The organism is Roseateles sp. P5_E4 (genome assembly GCF_054049255.1).
Window position 1 is genome coordinate 61,104 of the sequence record NZ_JBFUMS010000014.1, and the last position, 15,550, is coordinate 76,653.

Here is a 15,550-nt window from a genome sequence, read left to right on the forward strand (position 1 = left end):
GGGACAAAACGGGTCGCGTATGACGGCGCAAGCAGCGGGCGGGCCATGAAACCTCCGGAGAAGCGCGCATTGTTGCCGAGCCCCGAAGGCCGTGCATCGCGGGCAACCCGGGCCGGCTGAACGGGTTCAGCGCCTGCGCCGTAGCGCCGCCAGCAGCCCCAGGCCGCCCAGCAGCAGTGCCGCGTGGGTGGGCTCGGGCACGGCCGTGACCTGGATGTTGTCGATGCCGACCACTTCGGTGACGCCAGCATGGAATTCGCCCTTGATCGTCAGGCTGGTCACGTTGGCCAGCACCTGCCAGGACGGCAGCACGAAACTGTAGTGATGCCACTGACCATCGGCCGGCGGGTTGTTCGCGGCCACCATGTCGAACACCACGCCGCCGCCGGCCCCGATGATGGTCACTTCACCGAAAGGCGCCCAGTCCGGCGCATCGCCGTTGATGTTCCTGGCGTCGAAGGACAGCGTGCCGCCGGCAAAGGCCGACCAGTTGCCCAACCAGGCAGTGGGCGCGTTCAGCAGGAAGTCGTCGTCCGTGATGTCGGTGACCTGGAGCCAGCCACCGCCGTTGCCGCCGCTGGCCATCCAGACCTGGGCGCCACCGTTGCTGGTGGTCCAGCCTTCGGCATCGGTGTTGAAACCGGCGGCCATCGCAGCCGAGGTGGCCAGCGACAGCGCGACGGCGACGAAAGGCGCAAGGAGAGAACGGGCCATGGCGGTGCTCCAGCATTGGTAGGGCGCGCATGTTGGCCGAGGGGCCGCTGCGGCGACATCCCTAGCCAACGTCCGGAAAGCTCAACCCTGGGGCAGACCGCGGGTGCCGGCCGTGGGGGCAGACGGCTCCGAAACGTGGCCCGCCATGGCGAGCAGGCCCACACCGGCCGCGGCGCCGAGCCACAGCCAGCGCTTCCACCAGGCCGGCCGAGGCTTGGCTTCGACGGCGGGGCCGGGTTCGGCAGCGCCGCCGGCGCTGCGTGGGGGGGCGAGGCCCAGCCACTCGCGCAGTTCGTCGGCGAGGCCCTCGGCGCCGCGCGTGCGCAGCTCGGGTGATTCGGCCATGGTGCCGCGCAGCAGGGCATCGAGCTTGATCTGCTGCGCCGACTTCATCAGCGGCCAGGCCTCGGCCACGCTGCCACGCAGCGGCGCCAAGCCCCGGGGTGTGTCCTCCCAGCCGCAGATGAAGACGCGGGCCAGGGCGCCCAGGCCATAGATCTCGCTGGCGAGAGTGGGTGGTTCGCCGTTGCGGCGCTCGGGCGCCACGAAGGCCGGCGAAGCGCCGAGGCTCAGGCCGCGGTCGAAAGGGTCGGTCGGGTCGGGAATCTTGGTCAGGCCCAGGCCCATGAGGCGCACGCCGCCTTCGGGGCCGAGCCAGATCATGGCGGGGTCGATCTCGGCCAGCAGCCAGCCCTGCTGGTGGGCCGAGCGCAGGGCTTCGCAGAGCTGCACCAGCAACTCGACGCGCTGGCGCAGCCCCAATTGGTGCAACTGCGGCAGCACCGGCTCGCCATGCTCCCCCTCGACGATCAGATAGGGGTGGGCATCGGGTGTCACGCCGCTGTCGCTGGGCACGGCGATGTGGAGGTGCTGCAGCTTGGCGAGGTCACCGGCCTGGTCGGCGTAGCGCAGCATGACGCCGGCGCCCTGGTCGCTGCGGTCCAGCACGAGGACGGCCGCCTTCTGCTCCGTGGCCATTGCATGGTGGGCGCTGTACCACTGGCCGGCATGGGCCTGCTCGCCGTCGGCCAGCGGTTTCTCCAGCCGCCACACGCCCAGCGCCTGCCCTTCGTCCAGGGGCGCGGCGGCGGCTGGCGGTGGCAGGGAGAGATTGGGCATGCGCATGGCGCGGCATATTAGGGGTGACCCCAAGGGGCTGCCATCCCCCTTTGTTACAAAGCGGGCCGGTCCGCGCATTCGCTCACGGCCCTGGATACTCGCCCCCGGACAATGCTTGCCGTTCTCGCCACGACCTTTCCGTTCTTCGCGCTGGTGCTGTGCGGCTGGCTGGCCGCCGAGCGCGGTCTGCTGCCGGACAGCGCCATTCCCGGCCTGAATGGGTTCGTGCTTTTCTTTGCGCTGCCCTGCCTGCTGTTCCGCTTCGGGCGCGACACGCCGCTGCTGGAGCTGCTGAACCCGGCCCTGCTCGGCGTCTATCTCAGCTCGGCGCTGCTGATCGTCTTCTTCACGGTGGCAACGACGCTGTCCGAGCGAGTGGGCATGAAGGACGCGGCCTTTGGCGCCCTGGTGGCGGCCTTCCCCAACACCGGCTTCATGGGCGTGCCGCTGATCGTCGCGTTGCTGGGCAATGCCGCTGGCGGGGCTGTCGTCAGCACCATCCTGGCCGACCTCTTCGTGACGAGCTCGCTGTGCATCGCCCTGGCCCAGGCTGGCGCCAGCGGGCATGCCGGCCGGGCGGCGTTCGTGCAGGCGCTGAAGGCGGCCGCTTCCAATCCGCTGCCCTGGTCCATTGCCCTGGGTGCGGCTTTGGGCGTCAGCGGCCTGGTGTTGCCTGGGCCGCTGGCCAAGGTCATTGCCATGCTGGGGGATGCGGCCTCGCCGGTGGCGCTGTTCTCCATTGGCGCGGTGCTCAGCCGCTCGGGCCGTGCCAACCGCAAGGCCGGCCGTGTGACGCCGGCGGCGCTCTACCTGCCGGTGGCTGCCATCAAGCTGTTGCTGCATCCGGCGCTGGTCTTCGCCTTGGGTGCCGCGGCGCGCTGGCTGGGGGCGCCGCTGGCCTGGCCGCAGCTGGTTGCGCTGACGCTGGCGGCCGCGCTGCCCAGCGCCAGCAATGTGTCGCTGCTGGCCGAGCGCTACGGCGCAGACAACGGCCGCATCGCGCGCATCATCCTGGCGTCGACCGGCCTGGCCTTTTTCAGCTTCAGCGGCCTGGCGGCCCTGCTGATCTGACCTATGAAGCTTGCGGGCCGAGCGCCGGGCCTGCCATGGGCCAGAGGCCCATGGCCTTCCGTAGGCACAACCAGTCCGCAGGGACTGCTTGTGTCCGACTCCAGTTCACCTAGCCGGCCCGCCGTTGGCGATGTGCTTGCCGGTCGATCCGGCAAGCATCGCCGTCCCCTCGGGGGACCGACCGCGTACCCGCGGGCGAGGGGCTTCAGTTCAGCGGCGGCGACGCGCCACCCAGGCGATGACGCTCAGGCCCGACAGCAGCAGCGCATAGGTCTCGGGTTCGGGAATCGGCAAGCCGCCGCCGGTCGCACAGGCGAGGTTCTGGCAGATCGTGCCGCTGCCATTGCCGGCGAAGCTGATGCCGTAGTCCGCCGCAGCGGCGCCAGACATCACATAGACCGTCGAGCCCTGCGGCAACTGCATGCCCGTGAACTGCACGGTGTTGGAGAAGTCCGCGGCACCGTTGCCGCTGATGCTCGTGCTCAGCTCGGACTTCAGGTACAGCGCCGTGCCATAGGTGAAGCTATAGCTGCCGATGACATCCTCGTTGATCGTCAGCGTGCCGTTGCCATCCGTGTAGGTCCACAGGCCGTCGCTGTAGACGCTTTTGTTCCAGTGGTCCGAGCCGGCGTCGTAGGAGGCGTAGACCGACGCGACGACCTGGTTGGAGAAGGAGCGCAGCGACCAGTCGATGGACGCGCCGCCATTGCCCGTCGTGATGCCGGCGAGACTGCCGTCGATGTGGATGGTGCCGGTGAAGGTGCCCGTGCCGGTGCCGCCGCCGATCTGGTAGAGCTCTTCCCAGGCCGAGCGCCCGACCGCATAGGTCAGGTTGTTGCTTTCCACGTGCATGGGCCAGCTGGTCGCGCCGACGACGAACTGGCCGTCGTAGCTCTGGCTCACCGGCGTGAAGCCGGCCAGCGAGGCGCTGGCGTGGTTGCTGCCCCAGTCCGTCATGCCGTAGGCATTGGCGGTGACGGGCGTCATGCCCTGGCTGGCGTCACCCGCCCAGACGCCACCGGCCGTCACATTGGGCAGGGGCGTGGCTTGATCGTAGGCGGCGCCGCTGCGGTAATCGGAGCCGTAATAGACGCTGCCGTAGACGGTGTTCGGATTGCCGCCGGCGTCCAGGCCAAAGACGGGGCTGGTTGTCTGGATGCTGTTGTAGTAGCCGCTGTAGGCCTCGGCAAAGACGCGGTATTGCGACTGCGCCTGGGCGGTGCAGGCGAGGGAAGCGAGACCCAGCAGGGTCAAGGCACGAAGAGACATGGCACGGCTCCCAAGGCAGCGAGCCGGCGGTGGCCCGCTGAAACAAGTTGTGCACTCTGTCACTAATTGCTTGTCTTGGCATCCCCATTCGACAGGACGGCGCGCCCTGGCAGCCGGATCGTCACGCGCAGCCCGCCACCGTCCCGGTTGGCCAGCGCGATATGGCCGTCGTGGGCTTCGGCAATCTCCCGTGCCAGCGCAAGCCCCAGGCCCGTACCGCCCTGGGAGCCGGGTTCGGAGCGCTTGGTGGAGTAGAAGGGCAGCAAGGCCTGGGCCAGCACCGCCTCGCTCATGCCGGGGCCGCGGTCCAGCACTTCGATGCGCAGCTCGTCGCCCTGGCTGGCCAGGCGCAGCAGGATCTCGTCGGGGTCGCTGCCCGACTCATGGGCGTTCTTGATCAGGTTGAGCAGGGCTTGTTCGATCTGGGCCGCATCGAACCAGCCGGGCTGATCGGGCGGCGCGCCCTCGACGCGGAATTCGCCCAGCGTCGCCAGCCGCGCGATAAAGGCCGACCAGTCCACCGCGGCGCGGCGCGGCGCCGGCAGCTTGGCGAAGGCCGCGTAGCCGCTCAGGAAGACATGCAGATGTGCCGCGCGCTCGCCGATGCTGGCCAGTACCTGCAGCAGGCGCTCGGTGTTGCCGCGCCGCGCCAGCTCCGCGCCGCTGTGGGCCAGCGACGAGATCGGCGCCAGCGAGTTGTTCAGCTCGTGGCTCAACACGCGGATGACGCGCTTCCACGTCGCGACTTCGGCCCGCGACAGCTCCCGCGTCATGCGCCGCAGCAGCCGCAGCCGATGCGGCTGGCCCTGCAGCCTGAATGTGCGCGTGCTGTGGTGGAAGGTTTCCTCCGATCCATCGGGCAGCGTCACCGCGAAAAGCCGGTCGCCGTCGCCGGCGAGGGCCTCGCGCAGCGCCTCCGGCAGGTGGGCGATGACGGTGGGGAAGTCCAGCCCGGTCAGGCTGCGGCCGTCGCCCAGCAACTGGCGTGCGGCCAGGTTGGCAATGGCGATGCGCTCGCTCGGCGCCGTCAGCACCAGCGCGACGGGCGTGTTCTGCACGACGGTGTCCAGCAGCAGCTCGCGCTGGGCCAGGTGCTGGCGCTGCTCGCGCAGGGCCAGGCCGAGCTCGGCGTGCAGTTGCGTCAGCTCGATCAGCTCACGCGGACCGTCTGGCGCGAGATTGAGGCTGAAGTCGCCGTCCCGGTAACTCAGCACGGCCCCTTCGAGTGCGCGCGTGAGCCGCAGCAGCGGCGTCAGCCAGAACGCCGCCAACCAGCCGATCAGCGGCAGCATGACGATCACCGCCACGGCCAGCGCGATGCCTGCATCCAGGCCCGCTCGGCGCATGCCGAGGATGACCAGGGGCGGCACGACCGCCGCCGCGCCGAGTGCCAGCAGTGCGCGTGCGCGCAGCGACAGCGGCATCAAAGGTCTATCCCATAACGCTCCAGCCGCCGGTACAGCGCCTGGCGCGACAGACCCAACTGGCTGGCCGCGCGGCTGACCACGCCGCCTGCCGCGTTCAGCGCCGCGACGACGGCCTCGCGGCTGGGCTCGTCGAGGTTGCGCCAGGCGCCCCCGCCATTGCCATTGGCTTCCTCCAGCCCCAGCAGGGCCGGCGTGATCTCACCGCCCTGGCACAGCAGGGCCGCGCGTTCGACGGCGTTCTTCAGTTCGCGCACATTGCCTGGCCAACGGTGGGCAAGCAGGGCCTCGCGCGCGGCCTCGCTCAAACGCGCCCGGCCGGCCAGGAAGTGTTCAGCCAGCGGCAGCACATCGTCGCGGCGCTCGGCCAGGGGCGGCAGCCTCAGCTCTATGAGGTTGAGGCGGTAGAACAGATCCTCCCGGAAGGCGCCGGTCTTGACCATGGCGCGCAGGTCGGCATTCGTCGCGCTCAGCACGCGCACCCGCACCTGGCGCGTCTTGCTCGAGCCCAGGCGCTCGAACTGGCCCGTCTCCAGCACGCGCAGCAGCTTGACCTGGCCGGCCAGCGGCAGGTTGCCGATCTCGTCGAGGAAGAGGGTGCCGCCATCGGCCGCCTCGAAGCGGCCCACGCGCGCCTTGGCCGCACCGGTGTAGGCGCCGCTGTCGCTGCCGAACAGCTCGGCCTCGATGAGGTCGGCCGGCAGGGCGCCGCAATTCAGTGCGACGAAAGGGCCGCCGTGCGCACTCGAATTGGCATGCACGAAGGCCGCAATGCGTTCCTTGCCGGCGCCGTTCGGTCCGGTGATCAGTACCGGCACCGGTGCCGCGGCAATCTGGCCGGCCAGTTCGAGCAAATTGGCCATCGCATCGGAGCCGAACACGAGGCCGGCGAGGTCGTAGCGCCGTGCCAGCGCTGCGCGCCTGGCGGCCCGCGCCTCGCGCAGCTGTGCGATTTCGCGGTTGGCCTCGCCCAGCTCCAGCAGGTTCTCGACGGTCGCGATCAGCTTGGCGTCGTCCCAGGGTTTGGCGAGGTAGTCGGCCGCGCCGGCCTTGACTAGGGCCACGGCCGCGTCCAGCCGTGTCCAGGCCGTCAGCAGGATGACGGGGAGGTCGGGGCGGCGCGCGCGGATGGCACGAAAGAGCTGCTCGCCTTCCTCACCCGAGGTCGTGTCGGCCGTGAAGTTCATGTCCTGGATGACGAGGCCGAAGGCGCGCTTGTCCAGCAGGGCCAGGCCCTCCTCGGGGCTGGTGGCCATGCTGGCCTCGATGTCGTGCAGGGACAGCAGCAGTTCCAGCGCCTGGCCCACGCCGGGGTGGTCGTCAATGATCAATACGCGTCGCATGGCGCAGCAGGATAGCCGCCCATCCAACCGTGCCATCTGCCCGGATTTTCCGCACGACGCGCTAGGTTTTTCCCTAGATCGCCACTTCAACGGCGGACTCGTCACAAAGCAACCCGTATCCTGCGCCGCCTCGGGCGGGCTGATGGTGGTTGCGCACGAGATTCACATCAACGTCGAAGGGAACACCATGTCTTCAGTGGGATTGGATGCCGTACCCGGTCCGGGTCGGAGTGCGGGCTGGCTCGACAAGGAAAGAACCATTGCCGGCGTCGGCTTCAACCGCTGGCTGGTGCCGCCGGCGGCCCTCGCCATCCATCTGTGCATCGGCATGGCCTATGGCTTCTCGGTGTTCTGGCTGCCGCTGTCCAAGGCCCTGGGCATCAAGGAGGCGATCAAGTGCGGCGCCGACGTGGGTTTCTTCCAGGAACTCTTCGTCAGTGGCTGCGACTGGAAGGTCTCGACGCTGGGCTGGATGTACACGCTGTTCTTCGTCTTCCTGGGTTGCTCCGCGGCGATCTGGGGTGGCTGGCTCGAACGCGCCGGCCCGCGCAAGGCCGGTGTCGTGTCGGCCCTGTGCTGGTGCGGCGGCATGTTGATCTCGGCGCTGGGCATTCATCTGCACCAGTTCTGGCTGATGATCCTGGGCAGCGGCGTCATCGGTGGCATCGGCCTGGGCCTGGGCTATATCAGCCCGGTCAGTACGCTGATCAAGTGGTTCCCGGACAAGCGCGGCATGGCCACCGGCATGGCCATCATGGGCTTTGGCGGCGGCGCCATGATCGGCTCGCCACTGGCGGCCGAACTGATGAAGACCTTCGCCACGGCCACCGACGTCGGTGTGACGCAGACCTTCATCGTCATGGCCCTCGTCTACTTCGTCTTCATGATCGGCGGCGCATTCGGCTATCGCGTGCCGCCCACGGGCTGGAAGCCGGCCGGTTGGACCGCACCGGTTGCCCAGGGCAGCAACGCCATGATCACGCAGCGCCACGTGCACGTGAAAAAGGTCTGGGGCATTCCGCAGTTCTGGCTGGTCTGGATCGTGCTGTGCATGAACGTGTCGGCCGGCATCGGCGTCATCGGCATGGCCAGCCCGATGCTGCAGGAAGTCTTCGGCGGTTCGCTGATCGGTTTGACCGCCAAGTTCGGTGAGCTGGACAAGGCGCAACTGGCCAAGATCGCCGCCGTGGCTGCCGGCTTCACGGCGCTGCTGAGCCTGTTCAACATCGGTGGCCGCTTCTTCTGGGCCAGCCTGTCGGACAAGCTCGGCCGCAAGGTCACTTATGTCGTCTTCTTCCTACTTGGCGGGCTGATGTACGCCAGCATCCCCAGCAGCGCTGCCGCCGGCTCCAAGCTCGCCTTCGTCGGCGCGGTCTGCGTCATCCTGAGCATGTACGGCGGCGGTTTTGCGACGGTGCCGGCCTTCCTCGCCGACCTGTTCGGCACGCAGATGGTGGGCGCCATCCACGGCCGCCTGCTGACGGCCTGGGCCACGGCCGGCATCCTGGGCCCCGTCGTCGTGAACTACATGCGCGACTACCAGCTGGAGCTGGGCCTGCCGCGCGAGCAGGTCTACAACCAGACCATGTACATCCTCGTGGGCATGCTGGTCGTCGGCCTGATCGCCAACCTGATGATCCGTCCGGTGGCCGACAAGCACTTCATGACCGAGGCCGAGCTGGCCGAGGAAAAGCGCCTGGCGCACGAGCGCGCTGCGGCTGCCGAGGTGGGTTCGGGGTCGGGCGCCAGTGCCGCGACTTCGCCCGCGGTGGTGGCGCTGGCCTGGGCCGCGGTGGGCATCCCACTGGCCTGGGGCGTGTACAAGACCCTCATCAACGTGGGCAAGTTCTTCAACTGATCCGGTCCTGCTAGGCTGACAAGCCCCGCTGCCTGTGCAAGGCGCGGGGCCTTTTTCTTGGTGTATGACCTTACAGCCCCCACGTTCGCGCTGCTCACTGCCCCCCGAGGGGGTGCGTCAGCGGCTTCGGGCGGCCGGGCACCACTGACATGAGTGAACAAAAGATCGAGCTGTACGACGGCCCCGCCGGCGGTTGGGGCGCGCTGAAGAGCGTGGCCAAGCACCTGAACGAGCAGGGCGTGGCCGTGAAGGGCGCCAAGACGCTGCTGCATGCCAACCAGACCGACGGCTTCGACTGCCCCGGCTGCGCCTGGCCCGACCGCGACCACCGCTCCACCTTCGAGTTCTGCGAGAACGGCGCCAAGGCCGTCGCCGCCGAAGCCACCGCGCGTCGGGCGACACCGGAGGTCATTGGCGCCAAGACGCTGAAGGAATGGGCCGAGGCGTCGGACTACGACCTGGAAGCCACCGGCCGCCTGACCGAGCCCATGGTCTACGACGCCCAGACCGATCGCTACCAGCGCACCAGCTGGGACGCGGCCTTCGCGCTGATCGCCCGCGAGCTGCAGGCGCTGCCTGATCCCAACGAAGCCATCTTCTACACGTCGGGGCGCACCAGCAACGAGGCCGCCTTCCTCTACCAGCTGTTCGTGCGCGAGTACGGCACCAACAATTTCCCCGACTGCTCCAACATGTGCCACGAGCCCAGCGGCTCCGGCATGCGGCCGACCATCGGCGTCGGCAAGGGCACGGTCACGCTGCACGACTTCGAGCAGGCCGATGCCATCTTCGTGTTCGGCCAGAACCCGGGCACCAACCACCCGCGCATGCTGGGCGAGCTGCGCGCCGCCCGCAAGCGCGGTGCGCGCATCGTCAGCTTCAACCCGCTGCGCGAGCGCGGCCTGGAGCGTTTCGCCGACCCGCAGAACGCCATCGAGATGGCGACGCTGGGCGACTCGCCGATCAGCAGCCACTACTTCCAGCTCCAGGTCGGCGGCGACTTCGCGCTGCTCAAGGGCATGTGCAAGCGCGTCGTCGAACTGGACGATGCCGCGCTGGCGGCCGGTAAGCCGCGCGTGCTGGACGTCGCCTTCATCGCCGAGCACACCCAAGGCTTCGAGACCTTCATCGCCGAGCTGCGCGAGCAGCCCTGGGAGCCGCTGGTCGCGGCCTCGGGCCTGACACGCGAGCAGATCGTGCAGGCCGCGGACATCTACGCGACGAGCGAGCGCGTCATCGCCTGCTGGGGCATGGGCATCACCCAGCACCGGCACTCGGTCAAGACCATCCAGATGATCGTCAACCTGCTGCTGCTGCGCGGCAACCTGGGCCGCCCCGGCGCGGGTGCCTGCCCGGTGCGCGGCCACAGCAATGTGCAGGGCGACCGCACCATGGGCATCTACGAGAAGCCCGCGCCGGCCTTCCTGGACAAACTGGGCCAGGTGTTCGGCTTCGAGCCGCCGCGCGAGCACGGTCATGACACCGTGGGCGCCATCCAGGCCATGCTCGACGGCCAGGGCAAGGTCTTCATCGCCATGGGTGGCAACTTCGCCGCTGCCACGCCCGACACGGCCGCCACCTGGCGCGCGCTGCGCCAGTGCGAGCTGACCGTGCACATCACCACCAAGTTCAACCGCAGCCATGTCGTGCACGGCCGCAAGGCCCTGGTGCTGCCGGTGCTGGGCCGCACCGAGATCGACGTGCAGGCCAGCGGGCCACAGGGCGTCACGGTGGAAGATTCGATGAGCATGGTGCACCTGTCGGCCGGCATGAATGCGCCGGCTTCGGAGCACCTGATCTCCGAGCCCATGCTGGTCGCGCGCATGGCCGCTGCCACGCTGACGAAGAGCCGCACGCCCTGGCTGGCCCTGGCCAGCAACTACGCCACCATCCGCGACAAGATCGAGGCCGTGCTGCCCGACTTCGCCGGCTTCAACGAGAAGATCAAGGCGCCCGGCGGCTTTCGCCTGCGCAACACCGCCAGCGAACGCGTCTGGGCCACGGCGAGCGGCAAGGCCGAGTTCAGCACGCACGCCATGCCGACCGACCTGGCTGTGCAGCGCATTGCCGAGCGCCAGCGCGACGTTCGCGTCTTCACGCTGACGACGCTGCGCTCCCACGACCAGTACAACACCACCATCTACGGCCACGACGACCGCTACCGCGGCGTCTATGGTCACCGCCGCGTCGTCTTCATCAACGCCGAGGACCTCAAGGACCTGGGGCTCAAGGCCGGCGACTGGGTGGACATCACCAGCCTCTACATCGACGAGGCCGGCGGCGACGTCGAGCAGCGCCATGCCGAGCGCTTCCTGCTCGTCGCCTACGACATCCCGCGCGGCTGCCTGGCCAGCTACTACCCCGAGACCAACCCGCTGGTGCCGCTGCAGAGCTTCTCCGTCACCGCGCGCACGCCGACGTCCAAGTCCATCCCGGTCGTGCTGAGTGCGCACGCCGCCTGACCTGCTGCGCGAGCTGGGCGATGGCGCCCAGGCCGTGCCGCTGACGCGCCTGGCCAAGCGCCTGGACGCCCGCGTCAGCGAGTTGCTGCGCGAGTTCACGGCCCTGAGTGACGCCCGGCTCGGTGGCGTGGCCGGGCCTGGTTGGGTCAGCCTGCATTGCGACGACGCGGGCCGCTGGACGGTGACCCTGACCGAGGCGGGCCGCGCGCAGCAGTCGTCGACACAGGGCTAGCTAGCCGCCGTGTGGCCGCAGGCAGATCCCGTGCCTATCCGGAGGCACGGCCGAGGCACGGAGTGCAGCTTGCAGCGCCTCAAGATCCCTGTCATGCTGGCTCTGCAGGGCAGCCCAGCAGCGGCGCCCTTCAGCGAGCGCCGCCCAAGGCGCAGCGCGGTGCAGGCGGACAACGGCGTCCTGCCGACCGACTTCCGGCTGAGTCGACGATGTCGCCAGCCGCTCGACTCCTTCGACGAGGTCAAGCCATGAACTTCAATGCTTTCAAGGTTTCCACCCGATTGGCCCTGGGTTTCGGCTCGGCGGTGCTGCTCGGCCTTGTGATCGCCGTCTTCGGCATGCTGCGGATGGGCTCGCTGGCCGCCAAGGTCGACGAGCTGGCCCTTGATCGCATGCCCAAGATGGACAAGTTCGCCGACATCAAGGACAACCTCAACACGAGCGCTCGCGCGGTGCGCAATGTGCTGCTGACGACCGATGCGACCGTCCGTGCTGCCGAGGTGAAGCGCATCGGCGAGATGCGTGCGGCCACCGACCAGTCGATCGCCATGCTGGACAAGGCGCTTGCACAGCCCAAGAGCCGGGCGCTGCTCAAGCTCATCACCGACAACACGCCCGCCTACCGGCACGGGCTGGACCAGGTGTTGGCGCTGGCGAGCGAGGGCAAGACAGCCGAGGGCGCTGCGATGCTGACCGGCGAGGTGCGTGCCCGGCAGAGCACGATCTTCAAGGCCGTCGACGATTCCATCGAGTTGCAGAGCCAAGTCGCCAACCAGCTCGCCAAGGATGCCGGCCAAGTCGCCGCCAGCAGCGGCATGGAGATGCTCGGCGGCGCGGTCGCGATGGCCTTGCTGGGCGGTCTCGTGGGCTGGGCACTGTCGCGCAGCCTGAGCCGCGCACTTGGTGCCGAGCCGGGCGAACTCAGCGAGGCCGTGCAGCGCGTGGCCGATGGAGACCTGGCCCAGCCGGTACCGGTGCGGTCAGGAGACACGACGAGTACCGTGGCTGCTGTGGCGCGCATGCAGGAGGCGCTGGCTCTCATCGTGAGCACCGTACGCGCCAACTCCGACAGCGTGGCCATCGCCAGTGCCCAGATCGCGCAGGGCAACCAGGACCTGTCCAGCCGCACCGAAGAGCAGGCCAGCGCCCTGGAGCAGACGGCGGCGTCGATGGAGCAGCTGGGCTCGGCCGTGCAGCAGAACGCCGACAACGCCCGTCAGGCCAACCAGCTGGCGCAAGGCGCCAGCGAGGTGGCCGTGCGGGGTGGCGCCGTCGTCAACGAAGTGGTGGCGACGATGAGAGACATCCAGCAGAGCTCGCAGCGAATCTCCGACATCATCGGCACCATCGACGGCATCGCCTTCCAGACCAACATCCTCGCGCTGAACGCGGCGGTGGAGGCCGCGCGAGCCGGCGAGCAGGGCCGCGGCTTCGCGGTCGTGGCCGGCGAGGTGCGCCTGCTGGCCCAGCGCAGCGCCCAGGCGGCCAAGGAGATCAAGTCGCTGATCATGGCCAGCGTCGAGCGTGTCGAGCGCGGCACCGTGCTGGTGGATCAGGCCGGCTCGACCATGACCGAAGTGGTCGACGCGATCCGCCGCGTCACAGACCTGATGGGCGAGATCAGCAGCGCCAGCGGCGAGCAGAGCAGCGGCGTGGCCCAGGTCGGCGAAGCGGTCATGCAGATGGACCAGACCACGCAGCAGAACGCCGCACTCGTCGAGCAGGGCGCCGCCGCCGCCGAGAGCCTCAAGGAGCAGGCCCGCCAGCTCGTGGCGGCGGTGGCGGTCTTCCGGCTCGCGCACGAGGCTCATGCGGCCGTGCCGGCGCCCCGGCCACGCAAGCCCTCGCCACCCGTGAGCCGGCCGTCGACGCGACCGGTGGCCAAGGCTGGCGTGCGCAGACCGGCACCCGTCGAGCCGCGCGTGCCCTCCAGGCCTGCCGCCAGCTCAGCCGTCGTCAAGCCCCCGGCGGCGGCCGATGGTGAATGGGCCGACTTCTGAACCGACACTGCAGGCTCCGTTGACTCGCCCGCATCTCCCATGCCTGCTCTCCGTCTCCTTGGCCGCCTCACCTCCATCAACGTCCGCAAGGTCATGTGGACCGCCGCGCAGCTTGATCTCGAGCTCGACCGCGAGGACTGGGGTGCGGGTTTTCGCTCGCCGCAGGAGCCGGGCTATCTGGCGATGAACCCCAACGGCCTGATACCCGTCCTCATCGATGGTGACTTCGTGCTGTGGGAGAGCAATGCCATCTGCCGCTATCTCGCCACCAAGCGCTACGCAACCACGCTGCTGCCGACCGAGCCGCAGGCGCGCGCCAGGGTCGAGCAGTGGATGGACTGGCAAGCCGGCGAGTTGAACAACAGCTGGCGCGTCGCCTTCATGGCGCTGGTGCGCGGCCAGCCGGCCACGCCGGAGGCCATCGAAGCGGGCGTGGCGAACTGGAACAAGCACATGGGCATGCTGGAAGTGCAGCTCGCCAAGACGGGCGCCTTCGTGACCGGGCCTGAGTTCACGCTGGCCGACGTCGTGCTCGGCCTGTCGGCCCAGCGCTGGAAGAATGCGCCGATCGAGCGCGTGGAACTGCCGGCGGTGGAGGCCTGGCTGCAGCGCTTGAGCGCGCGGCCGGGGTTTGCCGACTACGTGGACAACGGCATGCCTTGAGCGACCTCAGGGCTTGCCGCCAGCATGCCTGCGCGCAAGGATCTGTTGCGCCGCCTCTCTGGCCGCGGCCATCTGCTGCGGTGTGGGCGGCGCGGCCAGGTGAAGCGCACCCCGCTCCAGCAGCGACTTGGCCATGCCCTTGGCCTCAGGGTGATCGGGCAGTTCGGCGTAGGCCATCAGAAAGCTCAAACGCTCGGCATCGCTCAGTCCCCACGCGGGGTTCGACGTCGCCGCATTGATGAGGCTGAGCCCGTCACCGGCGAGCGCGTCACGCCGCATCGCTTCGGCCACCTGCTGGCGCTGCGCGGCGGTCAGGTCGCCGGGGAAGGTCGCGGCGGCAAAGGCCGAGGCCGCCTCGACCACGCCGGCCCGCACCGCCCGTGAGGCCAGTTCCGGCAGCATCACGCGGTGCTGGGCGGTCACGGTCTGGCAGCGCCTCGACTCGGCATCGGCCTCCACCATCATCTGGGTCATCATTTCCGGCGATATCCCCTGGTTGCGGACGGTCTCGAAGCTGTTGCGCCGCGTCTCGTTCGACGCGCAAAGCCGCAGCCAGCGCACCGCCTCCCAGGCGGCCGCCGCATCGTCGCCGGCCATCGCACGATCGATGTGCGGGCCGTACCCTTCCGAGCCGATGCGCGGTGCGGCCGGCCTTGCGGAGGTGGGTGTCGGCGAAGCCGTTGCGGAGGCGGCGCGCGCCACCGCGCGGATGGTTGTCGAGGCTGCTGAAGCCGCCAGGGGCGGCGTGGCGGGCAGGGCGGCCACGGTTGTGGGCTGGGAGGGCAAGGCCGGGTTGGCTGGCGGCTCGCTCAGGCCCAGCCATAGGGCGGCGGCAGCTGCCGCGCCAACCGCGATGAGGATGAGAACCCAGCGAATGGCGTCCATGGCGGCTCAGCTCGCGAAGTTGTAGCGCACGACGGCGACCGTCAGCGCGAACAGATAGCCGTAGGCGAAGCGGTCAATGCGCAGCACGGGGTCACCACGGCGCGATCGCCACAGGCCCATCAGCGTCATTGCGAAACCGGCGATCACGGGCGTGACGACGAGGTTGGCCAGGCGGGGCCAGCCATCGCGCGTCAGGTGCTGGGGCATCAGCCACAGGCTCAGCGCGCCGACGATGCCGCCCAGCAGCACATAGCCGAGCACGGCCACCCAGACGCTGGGCTGCTTGCGAAAAGGCTCGGCCACGGCATGCAGGCCGAGTTCGACGAGCAGTTCGCCGAAGACCTGGAAGATCAGTTCGAGCAGCAGTTCAAGCAAGATCTCCAGGGCGGTCTCCGCAGTCGGTGAGATGACACGCAGCCTAGCGCAACCGGCCGGCCGGCAGGCGGCCGCGTGAGTTTTCACCGGCTGGAGCGCTGATGAAAAAAAGCCCGCGGCAGATGAGCCGCGGGC

General features: G+C 69.1%; 14 protein-coding genes. 7 read left to right on the top strand and 7 right to left on the bottom strand.

Translation table 11 applies throughout. The annotated features are described in order from the left end of the window. Positions 1-126: 126 nt before the first annotated feature. Together ACXJLH_RS24105 and ACXJLH_RS24110 are read right to left on the bottom strand one after the other, a co-directional pair. Positions 127-714 carry a PEP-CTERM sorting domain-containing protein gene (locus ACXJLH_RS24105; RefSeq protein ID WP_457320802.1) on the bottom strand — a complete coding sequence of 196 codons (588 nt, stop codon included), beginning with the start codon at positions 712-714 and terminating at the stop codon, positions 127-129. Positions 715-795: 81 nt separating this feature from the next. Then, positions 796-1,839, bottom strand: coding sequence for a hypothetical protein (locus tag ACXJLH_RS24110; RefSeq protein ID WP_457446774.1), 1,044 nt, complete (start codon positions 1,837-1,839; stop codon positions 796-798). 105 nt (positions 1,840-1,944) lie between these two features. On the opposite strand from ACXJLH_RS24110, the gene ACXJLH_RS24115 reads away from it, so the two are divergent. Beyond that, a complete protein-coding gene (locus ACXJLH_RS24115) occupies positions 1,945-2,904 on the top strand; it encodes an AEC family transporter (protein ID WP_057298490.1) in 960 nt (319 codons plus the stop codon). 210 nt (positions 2,905-3,114) lie between these two features. Here ACXJLH_RS24115 and ACXJLH_RS24120 read toward each other — a convergent pair whose 3' ends face one another. The 3 genes from ACXJLH_RS24120 to ACXJLH_RS24130 form a co-directional block, all read right to left on the bottom strand. Next, on the bottom strand, positions 3,115-4,173 hold the full coding sequence (locus ACXJLH_RS24120) for a PEP-CTERM sorting domain-containing protein (RefSeq protein ID WP_457320808.1): 1,059 nt from the start codon (positions 4,171-4,173) through the stop codon (positions 3,115-3,117). Positions 4,174-4,235: 62 nt separating this feature from the next. Further along, positions 4,236-5,597: a sensor histidine kinase gene (locus ACXJLH_RS24125; RefSeq protein WP_457446776.1), complete on the bottom strand. Its 1,362-nt coding sequence runs from the start codon at positions 5,595-5,597 to the stop codon at positions 4,236-4,238. Further along, positions 5,597-6,940: a sigma-54-dependent transcriptional regulator gene (locus tag ACXJLH_RS24130; protein ID WP_457446778.1), complete on the bottom strand. Its 1,344-nt coding sequence runs from the start codon at positions 6,938-6,940 to the stop codon at positions 5,597-5,599. The genes ACXJLH_RS24125 and ACXJLH_RS24130 overlap by 1 nt, the downstream gene beginning before the upstream one ends. Before the next feature lie 187 nt (positions 6,941-7,127). Here ACXJLH_RS24130 and ACXJLH_RS24135 point away from each other — a divergent pair, with 187 nt between their 5' ends. The 6 genes from ACXJLH_RS24135 to ACXJLH_RS24160 all read left to right on the top strand — a co-directional run bounded on the left by ACXJLH_RS24135 (position 7,128) and on the right by ACXJLH_RS24160 (position 14,155). Further along, positions 7,128-8,798, top strand: coding sequence for an OFA family MFS transporter (locus tag ACXJLH_RS24135; RefSeq protein ID WP_457350531.1), 1,671 nt, complete (start codon positions 7,128-7,130; stop codon positions 8,796-8,798). A gap of 149 nt (positions 8,799-8,947) precedes the next feature. After that, complete coding sequence (locus tag ACXJLH_RS24140; protein WP_457446780.1) at positions 8,948-11,260, top strand: FdhF/YdeP family oxidoreductase; 2,313 nt, start codon at positions 8,948-8,950, stop codon at positions 11,258-11,260. Further along, positions 11,244-11,492, top strand: coding sequence for a hypothetical protein (locus ACXJLH_RS24145; RefSeq protein WP_457446782.1), 249 nt, complete (start codon positions 11,244-11,246; stop codon positions 11,490-11,492). Before ACXJLH_RS24140 ends, ACXJLH_RS24145 begins: the two co-directional genes overlap by 17 nt. A 69-nt stretch (positions 11,493-11,561) precedes the next feature. Continuing rightward, positions 11,562-11,744 (top strand): hypothetical protein, encoded by a 183-nt coding sequence (locus tag ACXJLH_RS24150; RefSeq protein WP_157282217.1) that lies wholly within the window; start codon positions 11,562-11,564, stop codon positions 11,742-11,744. Then, on the top strand, positions 11,741-13,492 hold the full coding sequence (locus ACXJLH_RS24155) for a methyl-accepting chemotaxis protein (RefSeq protein WP_457320819.1): 1,752 nt from the start codon (positions 11,741-11,743) through the stop codon (positions 13,490-13,492). The genes ACXJLH_RS24150 and ACXJLH_RS24155 overlap by 4 nt, the downstream gene beginning before the upstream one ends. Positions 13,493-13,531: 39 nt before the next feature. After that, positions 13,532-14,155, top strand: coding sequence for a glutathione S-transferase family protein (locus ACXJLH_RS24160; RefSeq protein WP_457446784.1), 624 nt, complete (start codon positions 13,532-13,534; stop codon positions 14,153-14,155). A gap of 6 nt (positions 14,156-14,161) precedes the next feature. Here the strand turns inward: ACXJLH_RS24160 and ACXJLH_RS24165 are convergent, their stop codons facing one another. Both ACXJLH_RS24165 and ACXJLH_RS24170 read right to left on the bottom strand, forming a co-directional pair. Further along, the gene (locus ACXJLH_RS24165) at positions 14,162-15,040 is read right to left on the bottom strand and encodes a hypothetical protein (RefSeq protein WP_457446786.1); all 879 of its coding nucleotides are present in this window, start codon (positions 15,038-15,040) and stop codon (positions 14,162-14,164) included. Between the two features lie 6 nt (positions 15,041-15,046). Beyond that, positions 15,047-15,415, bottom strand: coding sequence for a hypothetical protein (locus ACXJLH_RS24170; protein WP_457446788.1), 369 nt, complete (start codon positions 15,413-15,415; stop codon positions 15,047-15,049). Between the last annotated feature and the right edge of the window lie 135 nt (positions 15,416-15,550).